Origin of the sequence: Sphingobium sp. CCH11-B1, from assembly GCF_001556865.1 — a bacterium.
In the GTDB taxonomy this organism is placed as follows: Bacteria; Pseudomonadota; Alphaproteobacteria; order Sphingomonadales; family Sphingomonadaceae; genus Sphingobium.
The window spans coordinates 1-16,111 of the sequence record NZ_LSJY01000165.1 but is presented as its reverse complement, the minus strand read 5'-3'; the positions used below and the strand labels follow the sequence as shown (position 1 = coordinate 16,111).

Below are 16,111 nucleotides of genomic sequence, written 5' to 3'. Positions count from 1 at the left end.
ACCGACACATCAAACCCGGCACGCCCCAGTGCAGCGGGCTCATGAATAAGCCGGGCTAGGTCTGCGTTCGAAGAAGGCGTTTCACACCGGAACGCCTTCTTTGCTTGAATATAAATCACCGATTTTGACCGAGCTTCGATATGAATGACGATCAGCTTCGCGATATTGTCATCCTGGGCGGGGGCACTGCCGGATGGATGGCGGCAGCTCTGTTCGCTGGAAAGCTCGGTTCGTCCGGCGCGCGCATCAGACTGGTGGAATCGGAGGATATTGGCATCATCGGGGTCGGTGAAGCGACCACGCCGGCGCTTACCCGATACCATATCCTGTCGGGGATCGACGAAGCCGACTTCGTCCGCAAAACGCAAGGTACCTTTAAGCTTGGTATCGAGTTTTGCGATTGGGGCACGGTTGGGAACCGGCATTTCCACGCTTTCGGCGACTACGGCCATGTCGTGGAGGGGGTGTCGGCGCATCATTATTGGCTCCGCCTGCGTCAGGCTGGAGAAAAGCACCCGATCGACGATTATTCTTTCCCCTATTGGATAGCAAAGTCTGGACGTTTCGCACCGACGGATCCGGCAAGTCCCAAATATCTCCACGCTTACCATTTCGATGCCGGCCTTTACGCTCGTTACCTGCGCGAAATTGCCGAAGCCCGGGGCGTGGAACGGATCGAAGGAAAGGTGACTTCCGTTAGCCGTAACGCGGACAGCGGTAATATCGAGACTTTGCATCTGGCAAATGATGTCGCGGTGTCGGGCGACTTTTTCATAGATTGCACGGGCTTTGCCTCTGAACTGCTGGGCAAGGCGTTGCAGACCCCCTTCATCGATTGGTCGCATTGGTTGTTATGCAACCGCGCGATTGCCATGCCATCAACCGTGGACAGTCAGCCGCACCCCTTCACGCGTTCGACAGCCCATGAAGGGGGATGGCGTTGGACCATTCCGCTTCAGCACCGGACCGGGAACGGGATGGTGTACAGTTCTGACCATTGGAGCGATGATGTCGCGCTGGATGCGCTCAAATCTAGCGTGGGGGGCGAGCCCCTCGCCGAACCAAGGCTCTTCAACTTCACGTCGGGTCGACGCCAGGTGTTCTGGAGCCATAATTGCGTAGCACTTGGGTTTGCGGGCGGATTTCTCGAACCGCTCGAGTCGACTGGCATTCAGTTTATCGTGACCGGACTCGCCCGCCTTCTTCAGTATTTCCCCGGCAAAAGTTGCGACTTTTCCCTTCGCGACGAATATAATCGGGACGCCATACTTGAGATGGAGCGCGCCCGCGACTTTATCATCGCGCATTATTGCCTGTCGCAGCGGCCCGAATCTTTGTGGCAGACATGCCGCGAGATGGCGCTTCCTGATTTTTTGCGGCATAAGCTCGAAGTGTGGCGTGCCTGCGGTCAGGTCGTGTTGGGTGAGCTTGAATCCTATTCCGAACCGAGTTGGGTTGCGATCTTGCTCGGAAACGGCGCCGTTCCGTCGCGATATAATGTGCTCGCAAACCTTTATCCGCTTGAGGACATACGCAAGGGCATGATCGGGCGCCGGGAAGAGATGATGCGGGCTGCCTATACGGTACCTCCGCATTCCGCCTATATCGACCGGTACTGCAAGGCGGAGCCCATGACGCTGCGGCCAGTCGTCCAACTTGCGTAAGACGAGTGCCGGGCTCCGTCATTGAATGTATAGAGAAACATGGCGAACAAGGCCAGATAGCTGCGGGCCGTCGGGTCGACGGACAAAGGCACTACGCGACTGCTGTCGTGAACCGGCGAGCGTGCTCGCATCGGACCAGTCACGGCCCAACCGGGCCAGAATATGCTGCGTTTGCAAATTGGCAGGCCGAGTAAGATCTGCTATGAAATCAGACAATTTACGCAGGCTTGAACTTGCAGGAGCTGTTGATGTCGCATGAGCCAAATTCGACATATGTCCGCCGGATTGCCGCGCTGGCGGTGGCGCTCACCCTTATGACGGGCAGCGCATCCGCAAAGGTTGCGGCCCCCGAACGTGTGTGGGGCAAGGCTGGCGTGACCTATGAGCAATATCGCGCCGATGCTCTCGAATGCGGCAAGCAAGCGCTGGCTGCGGACATCGACCGTACCGATCCTGTCAAAAAGCTGCGACAGTCTTCGGAGGAAATCGGCGCGCTCGACCAGCAACTGGGTGCCACATCTTACTCGCAAGATGGTATGAGCAACAGCATGCAGACGGTTGTCCAACGACGGCAAATGGCGGTGCAGGGCGCGCGCGTCGATCAGCAATATAAGCGTATCAAGCAGGTGATGTTCGAGACTGCGCGCGCTTGCATGACTGAAAATGGCTATTCGCGTTTCACTCTGACGTCCGATCAACAAAAGGCATTTAGCGGCTTGAAGGACGTCGAGGCAGGACGCCGCTATATTTACACCCTTGCTAGCGACGGACAGGTCCTCCAGGCGCAGAAATACACCGATCAGACATCTCGTTAGACGGGAAACGGCGCAGCAGTCTTGATTAGTTGCTGAAGCCCGGAGCGTGCGGTAGCGCTGAGCCGTTCTGTTTTGGCGCTTTATTCGGTTGCCTTCTGACCTGGGGCCTGGAGGGTCGTGACGTATCGGGCCTTTCGCTCGCGCATTCGCCCCCCTGCAATCGCCCGCTCTGCTTCGGGGATACGCTGGCTTAAGGTCAATCGGCGACGACGCGGCAAGCCGAAATTCCAAATTGACATGCCCGCAAGATAACTCATACAAATTTCAAGGCGGCGCGGTTTGCGATGTCGCTCTGGCTGGCTCAAGCTGAGCAGAAAATTGGATGAGGTTGAATGAGGCGACAATTTGAGCAGCTGTTCGTCGATGCAATACGGGCGGGGACCGGGTTTTTGCCGGACAAGTCGATGGTTGAGCCTGCTGATGCGATGAAACATTCATGATGAGCGGTAAGGCTTGCCGCCTGTTGGCTACGATGCTGGGTTGGCTGGCTACTTTTGGTGCAGCCGTGACAGCACCTGCCGTCTTTGCTGAAGAGCCTGCTGTCGAAGTGTCGGTTCCGGCGGGGCGAGCCAGGGTCAATTTCAACGCTGGATGGCGGTTCGCGCTTGGATCGCACCCCGGCGCGCAAGTTGCTTCCTTCGATGACAGTAAGTGGGAACAAGTCGGGCTGCCACACAGCTTCAGCATGCCTTATTTTCGCGCGCCAGATTTCTACACAGGTGATGGCTGGTATCGAAAAGCGTTCATCCTCCCTGCGCTGCCGCGAGGGCGCCGGCTCGAACTTGAATTCGAAGGCGCGTTCCAGGACGCGAGGATATTCGTCAATGGGCGAGAGATCGCGCGGCACAAGGGAGGATATACAGGGTTTCCGGTGGATATCACCGACGCGGTACGCGCAGGGCGTAATCTGGTTGCCGTACTCGTCAACAATGATTGGCAGCCGGCCTTGCCGCCACGAGCGGGGGAGCATGTGTTCAGCGGCGGACTCTACCGCGATGTCTGGCTGGTCACCACCGATGATGTGCATGTCCCCTGGACCGGGACGAGGATCACTACGCCCGAACTGTCGGCAGCGTCAGGCCGGGTCGGTGCGGAAACCGAGATCCGCAATAGTGGCGCCACGCCCGCCGACGTCACGGTGCGGACCAGCGTGATCGACGGGCGGGGCAAGATCGTAGCGAGGTTGCCCGACCAGCGATTGAAGCTTGCTCCAGGCGAGATGGGGCTGGCGCGACAACTCTCCATGCCAATCGCACGGCCTGAACTGTGGAGTCCGGAAAGTCCCAGCCTATATCGCGCCGTCACCAGCCTGATCGTGAAGGGCCGAGAACGGGATCGGTTTGACACCGAATTCGGCTTCCGCCGGTTTGAATGGACAGCCGATCGCGGTTTCTTCCTGAATGGCAAGCACCGCTACTTCCGCGGCGCCAACGTCCATCAGGATCAGGCGGGCTGGGGCGACGCGGTCACCAACGGCGCGATCGAACGCGACGTCAGAATGATCAAGGATGCGGGGTTCGATTTCATCCGTGGCTCACATTACCCGCACGATCCTCATTTCGCCGAGGCGACCGATCGCATTGGCGTGATGTTCCTGTCGGAAATGAGTTTCTGGGGAACGGCGGGGTTTCGCAACCCATGGGGGGCGTCGGCCTATCCGACCGATCCCGCCGATCGGACAGAGTTCGACGCGAACGCCAAGCGGCAGCTGGCCGAGATGATCCGCATCAACCGCAATCGGCCTTCGATCGTGGTTTGGGGGATGGACAATGAAGTGTTCTTCACGGCGCCTGAAACCATGCCGGACGTGCGACGGCTGCTGTCGGAAATGGTTGCCCTGACGCATCAGCTCGATCCGACCCGTCCTGCCGCTATCGACGGCGCGCAGCGCGGCGACATTGACAAGCTGGGTGACATCGCCGGCTATAATGGCGATGGCGCCAGCCTGTTCGCCGATCCTGGCATTCCCAATTTCGTCGCCGAATATGGCACGACCATGAGCAATCGGCCGGGTAAATATGAGCCGGGCTGGGACGATCTGGTCAATACCCGTGGCGCGGATAAGGGCAAGGAAGGGTCGTGGCGGCTGCCCTGGCGGTCGGGCGAGGTGATTTGGGCGGGTTTCGACCACGGCTCGATCGCGGGCAAGCGGTTCGGCGGCATGGGGATGATTGATTATTTCCGGCTGCCCAAGCGGCAATATTACTGGTATCGCAACGCCTACGCCGGCGTTCCGCCGCCCGTCTGGCCCGTGGCTGGCAAGCCGGCGGCTCTGCGCATCACGACCAGCGCGCCGACCATTGCCCGTGCCGATGGCACTGATGATGTCCAGGTGATCGTCAGCGTGGTCGACAGCCAGGGGCGGCGCCTCAGTAACAGCTCACCGGTCCGGTTGAGCATTGAGGCGGGGCCGGGTGAATTGCCGACGGGACGCAGCATCGACTTTGCGCCCGACAGCGACATCGAAATCCGAGATGGGGAGGCGGCGATAGCCCTGCGCAGTTGGCAGGCGGGGGTTATCCGGTTGCGCGCAACCTCGCCGGGCCTCACAGATGGCGCGGCCACGGTGCGGGTATTGGAAGGTCCGCAATTCGTGCCCGGAAAGACCGCGCTTGCCGCACCGCACCCGTACTCCGCTTTCGTAAGGCCACAGCGAGAACGTCCTGGGGACGGCGAATTCGGGCTGAACAATCCAACCTTCGCCAGTAGCAGTGCGCCTGCGCACAGCTCGCGCCTGGCAAATGACGGCGATCCTGCAACCTATTGGAGCCCGGCACCGGATGATAGCGAAATGACCCTCGCTATCGATCTGGAGCGCGTGGTGGAGGTCCATTCGCTGACCATCACCTTTCCGCAATCGGCGCCCTACGGCTTCATGGCGGAAATCCTCGACGAGCAAGGCCAATGGCGCAAGCTTGTGGACGAATTTCCGGGGATGCAGGACGCGATTACGCGCAAACTGGAAACCGAGCCGGTGGTGGGGCGACGCGTGCGCATCCGCTTCTGGCCGCCCAAGGACGCGACCGTCGGGATTTCTGAGTTGCGGGTCTCTGGCGCCTTGCAGAACTGATAGACAAAGGGGGAATGTCGATGGTGAAAATGGTCAACCTGCGCTCGCTGCAGCCGCCGCTGGCCCTGGCTTTGACCGCAATGTTGCTTGCCGGCACTCCAGCGCAGGCGGACCGCCGCGTGGCCGCCGATATGAGTGCGATTGCGGGCGACACAAGCCAGATGTGGCGCGATAGCGTCGGCGCGGACCATGGTGGATTGCTCTTGCGGCGTGAAAATGCCGAGCAACTGGAACTGACGCAGCGGGAGATCGGGTTCCGCTATATCCGCTTTCACGCGATCTTCCTGCACGACACCGATCCCTATCGCGAGGTTGACGGGCGGCCCTATTATAATTTCGATCGGGTTGCTCAGGTCTATGCCAACGCGCTCAAAGCGGGGATCAAGCCGTTCGTCGAGATCGGCTTCATGCCGACCGATCTTGCCAGCGACAGCCGCACGATCTTTTACTGGAAGGGCAACGGTTCGCTACCGAAGGACTGGCAGAAATGGTCGGACTTCATCACCGCCTTCACCCGCGACATGGAGGCACGGTTCGGCCGGGAGGAAGTGCGCAGCTGGCGTTTTGAAGTATGGAATGAGCCGAACCTTGACGGCTTCTGGACCAAAGGGGACCAGGCCAGCTATTTCAAGCTCTACGAGACGACCGTCCGGGCAATCAAAGGCGTCGATGCCGAACTGAAGGTGGGCGGACCTGCGACCGCCGGCGCGGCCTGGGTTCCCGAATTTCTTGCGCACGCTAGGCAAGTGGGCGTGCCCGTCGATTTCGTCACCACTCACAGCTATGGTGTTGCCGGCGGTTTCTTCGATGAAAAGGGGGAGGGCGACAACCGGCTCGTGCTTGATCGCCGGGCGGTCATCGACGATGTCGACAAGGTACGCGGCGAGATCGACCGTTCGTCATTCCCCGGCTTACCGCTCTACATCACCGAATGGAGCACGAGCTATAATCCGCGCGATCCGATACACGATACCTATCTCAACGCGGCGTTCATTCTCAACAAGCTGAAAGGCACGGAAAAGACCGCGCAGTCGATGAGCTATTGGGTCTATAGCGATTTGTTCGAGGAGGCGGGGCCGCCGCCGACACCCTTCCACGGCGGCTTCGGATTGCTGACCCGCGAGGGTGTACGCAAGCCCTCCTATTTCGCCTATCGCTATCTTTCGCAGCTGGGCAAATCCGAGTTGCGAAACGGCGACCCAGAAAGCTGGCTGACCCGCAATGGCGACAATTTCGCCGGGCTGATCTGGAACTACACGATCCCCGACCAGAAGCTGTCCAACCGGCCTTACTATACGCGGATCCATCCCGCGCAGAAGCTGGAACCGGTGCGCCTGTCGCTGGCGGCTGTAAAGCCGGGATCGTATCGCTTGCGTGTGTACCGCACCGGCTACCGGGCCAATGACGCTTATACGACCTATATGCAGTGGGGGCGGCCGGACAAGCTGACCGATCAGCAATTGGCCCGCCTGCAAGCCCAGACACGGGACAGGCCGGAATTGGACCGGACCGTCAAGGTGGGCGCCGATGGCCGGTTCGAGCAAAAGCTCGACATCCGCACGAACGACCTGTTGCTGGTGAAGCTGGACCGGCTGTAACCGCCCTGCCTCAGGGCAAGGAGGCGAACAGCGAAAAGTCGGGCAGGGGATGCGCTTTCAGTTGCGGCGCATCTCCAATCACATGGATCGATGCGTTTGATCCATCGAATGCAGGCCAGTTGGGGAGTCCCTTGCGGCTTGGCTTGCCGGTGTTGGCGAAAGCTATGACGGTTTCGGCCAGCTTATCCGCGAGTTTTCGATCCTTCTCGTCCCACGCGCGGGGATCGGCCGACAGATTGTCGAACAGATACTGGATTTCAACGCCGTGCCCCGCACCGCAAGCATAATAGCATGGGCCAGCCGCTTTGGCCGGTTGGTGCGCGAAATAGTAGACATAGGATGAAGATCGTCCATATCGGGCCTGTAGCCGCGCCCAGTGAACCATCCGCCAGCCCCACCAGTCGTTGACGAACCGAACCATCGAACCCTGCGCCTGCGCATCGGTGGTGGCGGGATAGGCGGCCAGAATCGGGGGTGAAGGGGGACGGGGCAAAAGCTCGCCCATCAACCCCGCGCTATTTTTGGCGTTGAAAGTGGTTCCGCCGGTCAGGTCCTTGCTTTCTTCTGCGTTCCAGCCGACCAATAGCGGCACGTCGTTCTGCACGCCACCGCGGTAGGTCGTGGTCATGTCTGAACGCAGCAGGTGTCCGTCGATGTGAACATTCGGTTGCCAGATGTGCTTTTGCAGCTCTTCCATGCTCATCGCGCGCAGGGCCGCCAGATCGGCGGCCCCGGCAGTCTTGGCGAATAGCTCCCCATTCGCTTCCGCGGTACGGTTGTCGGTAAAGCGATGGCTGTCCTCCGGGCTGATCGGCACTGCATCGTTCCCGCTTTCAGCTATGGCCCGGTGGAACAGGCCCTTGGCAAGAGGGGAAGCCACCAGCACGGCGACCGATTCTCCGCCGGACGAACTGCCCATGATCGTGACTCTGCCCGGATCGCCGCCAAAGGCCGCGATATTGGCTTTCACCCATCGCAAGGCGGCGATCTGATCATGGATGCCCTGATTGCCCGAAACGGAATCGGGCGATTCACGGCTGAGCGCAGGGTGGGCGAAGAAGCCGAATAGGCCGACCCGATAATTCAGGCTGACCACGATGGCTCCGCGTTTTGCCAGATTGGCGCCATGCTGGTTGGGCTGCGTGGGCGTGCCGCCTTTCATGGCGCCGCCGTGGATCCACACAATGACAGGCAGGTCTTTCGCCTCATGCGGCGCCCAGACGTTCAGGTAAAGGCAGTCTTCGCTCTTGGGGATGGAAACCCAGCTCACGTTCTGCGCGCAAGCAGGCGAAAAGCTACGCGTCTCACGCAGGCCGGTCCATGGTGAGACCGGTTGCGGGGGGCGCCAGCGCAGCGCGCCTACAGGGGGCGCTGCGAAGGGCACGCCAAGATATTCGTCGACATCTGCCTGTCGCGTTCCGACAATAGCCCCGCCGCTGACCTTGAGCGGCGGAGTAGCGGTTTGCGCCAGAACGGAGCCGGTCGAGGTCGCTAGCAGCAAGCACGCGAGGAGCAACGCCTTCGATCCGTATATGCCTCTCTTCATTGCGCCACCCCCCGTGCCAGCTACTTGTGGCCTATCCTCATCGAGAAGCCGGAGGCGGGAAGCCCCGCAGGATTGTACAGGTTGACGATCGGGCTGGCCTGCCAGAGGTATCGCACTTCCACAGCCTCTGCGTCGGCGGGCAGCGTGACCGTGTCGCCCGAAACCTCGCCAGGCACGAAGCGGCACTGCGCGGCAGCATTGCACAGTTCGAAGCCGATCGCCGGCGACCCGCCCATTGCCAGCAGTGGTCCATGCGCGAAACGCACCTCTATGCCCTTGGCGGTTCGTGCGACGGCTGCCGGCGACGGTCCGCGATCCTCGATCGCTTCTCCAAGCGCCAGATGGCGTGCAGCGAGCGCAAGCCGGCGCCCGACGTCCTGCTTGTTGGTTGGGTGGATATCCGTAACCTGACCGATATCGATTGCGCTGGCCATGCCGACATGGGGATCGGCATCGGCGACCTGACGCTGAACGTCGCGCAATTGACCCCATGGGTCGTCCGTCGGCGTGGAAACCAGCGGCCCCCAATTGGCGAGTTGAACCATGATGAAGGGGGTCGCGCCAAATCGCTTCCGCCAATCGGCAATCATCAGCGGCATGAGCTCGGCATAGCCCTTGGCATCGCCGGCATTGGCTTCACCCTGATACCAGGCGAAGCCCTTGACCGGATAGTTGTGAAGCGGCGCGATCATGCCGTTAAACAATGTGGTCCGTCCGCTCCCGCCCGTCCACGGCGCGGACGGCAGCGGGCCAATCTGGTTCATCGGCGCGCCAACGGCGAAACTCCATTTTTCCAGCGGAATGCTTGTTCCATCCGCAAGAGTGAGGGTGCGCGGGCCATCGCCCCACAGGCCTCCACCACCGCCGCTGTCGACCACCGTGACGTCGATGAGATTTTTGCCCGGCTTTAATGTACCGCGCGGAACGGGGTAGCTGCGCAGTGTCGCCCATCCGCGCTCTATCCCCACGCTCTTGCCGTTGACCCGCGTGAAATCCGCATCGTCTATGGCACCGAGCGAAAGCGTCGCGGCTTGTTTAGCCTGCGCCGCGGTCAGGGCGATCGTGGCGCGATAATAGACAATCCCATCGAAGTTCGCGAGTGCCGGAATGCCCCAGCTTTCCCAAAAACCAAGGGCCGGAACATTCTGCCATTTCGCATCGGCGGGCGCTGTCTCCTTTCCGCCCAGCGCGTTGCGCGTCATGCCGATCCACTGTTCCGATGCCGCCTTCGGATCGCGGACATAGGTATCAAGCAGCGCCAGTTCGCCGGTAAAGCGGGGGCTGGTCTGCAACGCGTCCCGGCTGATCCATTCCTCGATCGGGGATCCACCCCAACTGGCGGCAATGAGGCCGACCGGTATCTGCTGGTGCGACTGCAATTCGCGGCCCATGATGAAGCAGGCAGCGGAGAAATCGGCAGCCGATGAGGGCGTAGAAAGCTGCCAGGAAGTGGTAGCGGAAAAATGCTCCTGCGGCTGCAGGCTGGATTGTCGGGGGACGTTCAGCAGCCGCAGCATGGGGTTGCCCGCGCCGGCCACTTCCTCATCCGAGTTGGTCGCATGGCGCAGCGTGAATTCCATGTTTGACTGGCCCGAACAGAGCCAGACATCTCCGACCATGAGGTCGTCCAGGCGCATCGTTTCTGCGCCGCTGCGCAATTCAACGACATAGGGACCGCCAGCCGCGCGCGGGGGAAGAGTGATCTGCCAACGCCCTTGCGCATCGGCATTGGCGGAGTGGCTTTCCGAGCCGATGGTGACCGTCACCTTGCTGCCCGGCGCAGCCTGGCCGCTGATCGGGAAGGCCCGATCGCGCTGGATGACGGCGTGGGAAGATAGGGGTGTGTCCAGGTCCAGCGGCTGCGCCGATGCGATCGCAGGCGCAGACAAAAATATCACGGCAGGGATCAGCTTCATTTCGGGCCTTTCAAGTTCAGGCAAAGAATGCGGGCGACAAGATCGGCTTCACAAAGCTGCGGTCGGAAGGCGGCGGCGCTGCAGTCCCTTGCCCTCTTTGGATCACCGCAGGCATTTTCGGGTCGATCTTCTTTCCTCTCGGTTGCTGCCATGGCTATCCGAGGATAAATAATCAGACAAGTAGGGATTCGAGGAGAGATATGTGTTCAATCTGAAACGGCGCGACCTGCTGTCTGGAGGCATCGGTCTTGGGGGGATGATCGCGGCTTCGGCCTCGGCAGCGCCTATCAAGCCGAACTGGACATCGCTGGTGGAAGGTTGGGAAACCCCTGAGTGGTTCCGGGATGCGAAATTCGGCATCTGGGCCCATTGGGGGCCGCAATGTCAGCCGGAAGCTGGCGACTGGTATGGACGCCTCATGTACGTGCCCGGCAGCGGTGCCTACCAGCATCATGTCGCGACCTATGGCCACCCGGCCGATACCGGGTTCATGGAGATCATCAACCGTTGGAAGGCGGATGCGTGGGATCCAGCCGGCCTGGTCAAGCGGTACAAGCAGGTCGGCGCGAAATATTTCATGGCCATGGCCGGCCATCATGACAATTTCGACCTTTACGACAGCAGTCATCATCCCTGGAATTCGATGCGGGTGGGGCCAAAGCGGGATATTGTCGGCGGATGGGAGAAGGCGGCGCGTGCCGAAGGTTTGCCTTTCGGGGTGAGCAATCACATTGCCCACGCCTGGCACTGGTATCAGACGGCCTATGGTTATGACGCCGAAGGTGCGCGCGCGGGAGAGCGATATGACGCATTCCGGCTGCGCAAGGAACAGGGCGCCGGCAAGTGGTGGGAAGGACTCGACCCGCAACAACTCTATGTCGGGCCATCCTTCGTCGCGCCGGACGGCATAACCAGCAACAAGGCGATGGAAGCCTGGCATGAAGTGCATGACGGACGCTGGCTGGAGCAGGCGATGGATAAGCAGCCCGCTTTTGTCCGCAACTGGCTGCTGCGTCAGAACGAACTGGTGGACCGCTACAAGCCTGACATGGTCTATTTCGACGATACGCGGATACCGTTCGGTTCAGTCGGCCTGGAAGCCGTGGCCCATTACTATAATCGGGCGATCGAATGGCATGGCAGCCCGAACGTAGTGCTGACGTCGAAGATTTTGACTGATTATATGCAAGGCGCCCTAATGAATGATGTGGAGAGGGGTTTCTCTCCAGTCATGCGCGGGCAGCCCTGGCAGACCTGCACCTGCATCGGCGACTGGCATTACAACCGCGGACGGTTTGACCATAAGAGTTACGTACCGGCGCAAAAGGTTGTCCAACGCCTGAGCGACATCGTCTCGAAGAACGGCAACCTTCTGCTGTCGGTGCCGGTGCGCGGCGACGGAACGATCGACAGTGAGGAGGAGAAAATCCTCGACGGCATCGCCGCCTGGCTAAAGGTCAATGGCGATGCTGCGATCTTTGACAGCCGTCCCTGGCGCAGTTTCGGTGAAGGGCCTACCAGCGTACCTGGCGGAAGGATGGACGAAGGCAGCGCCAGCGACTTCACCGAGCGAGACGTGCGCTTCACTACCAACAAGGGCGCGCTTTATGCCATCATGCTTCTATGGCCGACAGGCACGGCGCGGATCGCGTCGTTGGGCAGGCGTGCGCTTGGCGGCGCGACCATCGAAAGCGCCGAACTGTTGGGCGGCGGAAAGCTGGGTTGGAAGCAGGAAGACGATGGGCTGGAGATCAATTTCCCGAAGCCAGCGCCGGGACAGATGGTGCCCGTGGTGAAGCTGCAGGGAGCGGGGCTGCTCTCTGCTTCCTGACCGGAATGCAAAAGGCCGGCCCTGACAGAATCGGGGCCGGCCTTTTTTCGTCGGCGGGGACTCCCGGTCACCGCATGGAGATGGTGACCGGATTACCGTCATAAACGATCGAATATTTGCCGTTCTCCGTGAAGTCGATCGGCTGCCGTGTCGCCTTGTCGTAGAAGCGGGCAGAGAGGGCCCGCTTCTCGGGCATACCGGGATAGGTGCCTTCGCGCTTGCCAATGGTCAGGGTATGGGTCGCCTGGTTCCACTCAATCGGCACGCGCGCAAACGCGTCCTTGCGGTAGCCTTCGCTGGTGCCATCGTCTTCGTAGAGAGAATAGCTTCCGTCCGCACCGGTAAAGACGTGCAGCACGATGGGACCATCCGGCTCTTCGCTCGTGTGCTGGATCGCTGGCCCGGTCGGAACGATGGATCCGGCGCGAACGAACAACGGCATACGTTCATGGGGCGCGGCCGCGTCGATCTCCTGCCCGCCGGCATGGAAGGTGCCGCTGTTGAAGTCGTACCAGCCCGATCCGGCGGGCAGGTAGACCTTGCGGCTACGTGCCTTGAAATCGGTGACCGGCGCGACGAGGAATGCCGGGCCGAACATATATTGATCGTCGATGTTCCAGACCTTGCGGTCGGCGCCGAAATCCTGGACCAGCCCACGCATGATCGATCCGTCCTTGAACCATGTGTCGGCCGCGGTCGTGTAGATATAGGGCAGCAGCCGGTAGCGCAGCTTGTCGTACCAGATCATCGAAGCCTGCATTGCCGGATCCTTATCCGCGATCAGGTAGATTTCGCGGAACGGCGTCTCCCCATGGCTGCGGAACAGTGGCGAGAAGGCGCCGAACTGGAACCAGCGCAGATTGAGCTCGCGCCATTCGGCAAGATGGGCGGGGTCCTTGTTGGTATAGCGATCTTCCACCGCAAAGCCGCCGATATCGTGCGTCCAGTTGGGCAGGCCGGACATCGACACGTTGACGCCAGCCGAAATCTGTTCACGCAGATTATCCCATCGGGCGGCGACATCGCCCGACCAGATTGCCGCACTGGCCCGCTGCAGGCCGCCGAAGCCCGAGCGGGTCAGGATGAAGGGGCGAACGCCCGGCCTCGCCTCGCGCAGCCCTTCGGCCACCCCGTCCACATGGACGAGCGGGTAGCTGTTGAACAGCGGTTCCGCCGGGCCGATCGCTGTGGGACCCATGGTCTTGATGCGCTTTTCAATCGACAGGTTGGAATGGATATCCGGCTCCGTCGCGTCTAGCCACCATGCGTCGAAGCCTTTCGATACCAGCTCGCGGTTGATCTGGTCGAAGTACATCTTCCGCGCGCCAGGCGAATAGGCATCATAATCGGTGTTGAGATAACCCGGCCCCACCCAGTCAAGATTCTTCATCTCAAGGTTGCCGTGGTACAGCCATCCCTTCTTGTCCAATTCCTTGGCGTTTTCAGTGTTGGGATAGAATTTCGGCCAGACCGAAATCATCACCCGCGCATCTAGCGCGTGAATTTCATCGACCATGCCCTTTGGATCGGGAAAGCGCTTGGGATCGAATTGATGGCTGCCCCATTGATCCTGCGGCCAGTAGAACCAATCCTGCACGATATTGTCGATAGGGATTTCGCGCTTGCGATATTCCCGCAACACCCCAAGCAGGTCTTCCTGGGTATCGTATCGCTGGCGGCTCTGCCAGAATCCATAGGCCCAAACCGGCAGCAGCGTCGCCTTGCCGGTGAGCTTCCGGTAGCCCGCGATCGCCGTGTCGATCGTGCCGCCCCCCACGAAATAATAATCCACCGCCTTGCCGGTGTCCGACGTCATCCACAGCGAATGCCTGTCCTTCGCCGGGAGCGGGTTGTTGTGGAGGAAGGCCAAGTAGCCGGCGTTTGGCGTCCATTCGATGCGCATCTTGACCGGCTTGCCCGCCGTCATCGGCAGTTTGAGATTGTGATACCATGGATTCCAGTTTTGCCGCCAATGATCCATGACCAGCTTGCCGTCGGCATAGACCTTGAAATAGCTCGAACCATAAACCTGGAAGCGGTGCTCGCCCGTCACGTCCGCGGTGACGTCACCGGTCCAGATAACCTGCTGTTCCTGGGTGGCGACGCCGGCGGTGTTCTGGCCGCTGTCGGCCGACGCCCTGGTTGTCGCCTTAGCGTTGGCCGGCCATTTCGCTTGATCCTCGATATACTGGTAGTCGATGATCTCTTCCTGCCGCTGCGCTGCGCGCGCCTTGCCCAGAAAATATTCGGCCTTCCAGCCCGGCTTGCCGTCGCTCGTGACTTTCAGATCCTTGCCCACGAATTCATAAGGGCGCGGATTGCCGAAGCGTGTGATACCATTATTGTCCCACAGCAGGCCGTAACCCCGCGTTGAAACGACGTAAGGCACAGCAATCGCCATATTGTGCTGGGCGAGTTCAACGTCCTCGCCATTATAGTTCATCTGGCCGTTCTGGTGCTGGCCCAGACCATAGAAGCCCTCGTCCGTGCCGGGATTGAATTGCTGAGACACGGTGAACCAGGCCTTGCCTTCCACGTCGCGCGGGCGAAACGGCCTGCGTTCCGACTCTGCAAGGACCGGCTTGCCGGTGCGATCCAGAAAGCGCACCTGCCCATTGGTCAGGCTTACCACCGCACTCGCGCCCGGAAGCTTCAGGGTCACATATCCCTTGGACTGCGTGACCTGCGGATTGCCGGCTGGCCTGGCGTTGACCACGAGGCTTTCGGGAACGTCGGAGAAATCCCCTGTTGGCATCGCGGTGACGCGGAAGCTGTCGTCGCCATAGGCAACCACGCGCACCCGCTTGGCAGCGCCAGCGTCTGGGGTGACGACCACACCATTGTCGACGGGTTGATAGCTGCCGGCAATGGCCGACGTGCTCGCAGTGGCGAGCAGCGCCAACAGCGCGACGCGGGAAAGAGACATAACGCTATTGCTCCGGCTGATCAGTTGGGATTGCCGACGGGTATCGGCGGGGTGCCTTTGACGGCAGCGAACGAGACGCGCAGCACCTGCTCGCGATCGGTGAAATTGAGGCCGTAATCGACTGAATCGCCATTCCAGAGGCGGCGAAAGATCCATTTGCCGTTGTCGTATCGGCCTTCCTCGACGCGCAGCATCATCATCGATTCAAACGGCGCGGGTTTGGACAGACCGAAATAGACGCGGGCCTTGAAGCCGGTGACGAGGAACTCGTTCTCGGCGATCTGGGCAATCGCAACACCGCCGACCGGCTCGGCATTGCCCGTGGGCTTGTCCGTGCCGAACTGCCACTGTCCGAAGGTGACGGTCATGTTGTACTTGCCCATGTCGACCTTCTGGCTGTGCTCGGCTTTCGGGTCGGTAGGCTCGGCCACGCCCCAAGTCTTGCCTTGCGCTGCCCAGGCGGCCCATTCCCGCTGCATCGGCGCGAACAGCCGATAGTTGCGGGCGAACATCTCCATCGTTGCGTCGTCGAGTTCCTTCGCGCCGAGCGGGTAATTGTAATAGCCCGTATAATCCATGCCGAATGGCGCGAAGCCGATTGCACCCCGGCCAACGACCGGGAAGAAGAACCTGGCAAAATCACGGTCGTTGCCAGTTTCGGGAACGATCAGCGCATTGTCGGGCCGGTCGTAATAGATCCTATGCAGGCCGGATCGGCTATGCCGTTGTTCCGTCAAACCCCACG

At 60.6% G+C, this 16,111-nt stretch carries 9 protein-coding genes; 5 read left to right on the top strand and 4 right to left on the bottom strand.

What is annotated here, in order from left to right:
• Nucleotides 1-140: 140 nt before the first annotated feature.
• The 4 genes from AX724_RS16645 to AX724_RS16630 all read left to right on the top strand — a co-directional run bounded on the left by AX724_RS16645 (nucleotide 141) and on the right by AX724_RS16630 (nucleotide 7,147).
• Complete coding sequence (locus tag AX724_RS16645) at nucleotides 141-1,664, top strand: tryptophan halogenase family protein (RefSeq protein WP_066768385.1); 1,524 nt, start codon at nucleotides 141-143, stop codon at nucleotides 1,662-1,664.
• A 227-nt stretch (nucleotides 1,665-1,891) separates the two neighbouring features.
• A complete protein-coding gene (locus tag AX724_RS16640) occupies nucleotides 1,892-2,479 on the top strand; it encodes a hypothetical protein (protein WP_231736721.1) in 588 nt (195 codons plus the stop codon).
• A gap of 439 nt (nucleotides 2,480-2,918) precedes the next feature.
• Nucleotides 2,919-5,549, top strand: coding sequence for a glycoside hydrolase family 2 TIM barrel-domain containing protein (locus tag AX724_RS16635; RefSeq protein ID WP_066768394.1), 2,631 nt, complete (start codon nucleotides 2,919-2,921; stop codon nucleotides 5,547-5,549).
• Nucleotides 5,550-5,563: 14 nt separating this feature from the next.
• A complete protein-coding gene (locus AX724_RS16630) occupies nucleotides 5,564-7,147 on the top strand; it encodes a GH39 family glycosyl hydrolase (protein WP_231736720.1) in 1,584 nt (527 codons plus the stop codon).
• Between the two features lie 10 nt (nucleotides 7,148-7,157).
• Here AX724_RS16630 and AX724_RS16625 read toward each other — a convergent pair whose 3' ends face one another.
• Both AX724_RS16625 and AX724_RS16620 read right to left on the bottom strand, forming a co-directional pair.
• The gene (locus tag AX724_RS16625; RefSeq protein WP_082733571.1) at nucleotides 7,158-8,693 is read right to left on the bottom strand and encodes a carboxylesterase/lipase family protein; all 1,536 of its coding nucleotides are present in this window, start codon (nucleotides 8,691-8,693) and stop codon (nucleotides 7,158-7,160) included.
• 20 nt (nucleotides 8,694-8,713) lie between these two features.
• Nucleotides 8,714-10,609 (bottom strand): sialate O-acetylesterase, encoded by a 1,896-nt coding sequence (locus tag AX724_RS16620; RefSeq protein WP_066768379.1) that lies wholly within the window; start codon nucleotides 10,607-10,609, stop codon nucleotides 8,714-8,716.
• Between the two features lie 256 nt (nucleotides 10,610-10,865).
• Here AX724_RS16620 and AX724_RS16615 point away from each other — a divergent pair, with 256 nt between their 5' ends.
• Complete coding sequence (locus AX724_RS16615; RefSeq protein WP_156448127.1) at nucleotides 10,866-12,440, top strand: alpha-L-fucosidase; 1,575 nt, start codon at nucleotides 10,866-10,868, stop codon at nucleotides 12,438-12,440.
• A gap of 67 nt (nucleotides 12,441-12,507) precedes the next feature.
• Here the strand turns inward: AX724_RS16615 and AX724_RS16610 are convergent, their stop codons facing one another.
• Nucleotides 12,508-15,366 (bottom strand): TIM-barrel domain-containing protein, encoded by a 2,859-nt coding sequence (locus AX724_RS16610; protein WP_156448126.1) that lies wholly within the window; start codon nucleotides 15,364-15,366, stop codon nucleotides 12,508-12,510.
• A 20-nt stretch (nucleotides 15,367-15,386) separates the two neighbouring features.
• Nucleotides 15,387-16,111: DUF5597 domain-containing protein (locus AX724_RS24125; protein WP_197421611.1), on the bottom strand; the 725-nt coding region annotated here is incomplete at its 5' end.